General features: G+C 36.9%; 2 protein-coding genes. Both read left to right on the top strand.

What is annotated here, in order from left to right; translation table 11 throughout:
• Positions 1-794 (top strand): topoisomerase C-terminal repeat-containing protein (locus BWGOE10_RS29275; protein ID WP_236736050.1); only part of this gene is annotated, 794 nt, incomplete at its 5' end.
• Between the two features lie 85 nt (positions 795-879).
• Positions 880-1,339: DUF3991 domain-containing protein (locus tag BWGOE10_RS29270; protein ID WP_131799001.1), on the top strand; the 460-nt coding region annotated here is incomplete at its 3' end.

Here is a 1,339-nt window from a genome sequence, read left to right as displayed (position 1 = left end):
GCCCTTGTAGAAAAGGAAAAATCCTTCATAAAGGTAATTTTTATGGTTGCAGTAATTATCCGGAATGTGAAATCTCCTTACCGAAAAAAATTAAAGAAAAAGCGATTCCGGAAGCGCAAGCGAAAAAACTGTTTGAGGATAGGAAAACAGATCTTTTAAAAGGATTTAAGTCCAATGAGAAGGAGTTTTCCGCTTATCTAGTGTTACATGAAGGAAATATCAAATTTCAGTTTCCAACACAAGAGGAGCTGTCATTTGGTAAATGCCCAAAATGTAAAAAAGGGGAGATCCTTCATCGTAAAACGTTTTATGGATGCACGGAGCATCAAAACGGATGTGATTTTATGTTACCAGCCAAGATGAAAGGAAAAGCAATCCCTGGTAATCAGATGAAAAAGCTAATTCAGTATAAAACAACGGATTTTATCAACGGCTTTCAAGGAGAAAAGGGAGAATTTACAGCAGCTATCTATATGGAAGCGGACGGAAGTCTGAAATTCCGTTTTCCAACGACTGAAGATCGTACCATTGGCAAATGTCCATTATGTAAGAGTAGAGTTCTTGTAGGGAAAAGTAATTACTTATGTGAGAAATACAAAAAAGGCTGTGACTTCATTATTTTTGGTACATTCTCTGGTAAAAATCTAAGTAGTAACCATGTAAAAAAGTTATTAGAAAAGAATGTAACGGATCAGATTAAAGGGTTTATCTCGAACAAAAACGGGAAAAAATTTGACGCTCGTTTATCATATAGCGTACAGGAGAAGCGATTAAAATTCTTATTCGGCAAATAAAAATTAAATGCATGTAAAAGAGGACTAGGAAACGGAATAGTCCTCTTTTTTATTTCATTTTATAGAGTAAAGGGGGGATTCCGTAATGGCACATGTCAGTACGGAGGATGCGATGAAAGCAAGAAAAATTGACTTGATTTCATATCTGGAAGCAAAAGGAGAAACGTTTAAGAAAGAAGGAAATTATTATCGTCATACGGAACATGACAGTCTCATCATTAAAGGGAATCAATACGCCTGGAATAGTCGAGGGGAGAAAGGATATGGAGCGATTAGCTTTGCGATGATGTACTATGACATGACATTCCCTCAAGCCGTGATGGATATTCAAAAGGGGGATTACAAAGAGTTTGATCGCTCAAAAGCTGAAGAGGAGCGCAAACAAGGGCAGCAGCCTTTTAGTTATCCCAAACACCTGGAAGTAAATAAGCAAACAGAGATTAAAGAATATCTAATTCATGAACGGAAAATAGATCCTCGCTTGGTGAACTGGCTGATTAAAAAGGATCTCATCGCCCAGGATAAGAAAAATAATGTGGTGTTCA

Origin of the sequence: Bacillus mycoides, assembly GCF_001757995.1 — a bacterium.
In the GTDB taxonomy this organism is placed as follows: domain Bacteria; phylum Bacillota; class Bacilli; order Bacillales; family Bacillaceae_G; genus Bacillus_A; species Bacillus_A mycoides_B.
Note: the sequence above shows the minus strand (reverse complement) of the source record. Positions and strands in the feature narration are given on the sequence as shown.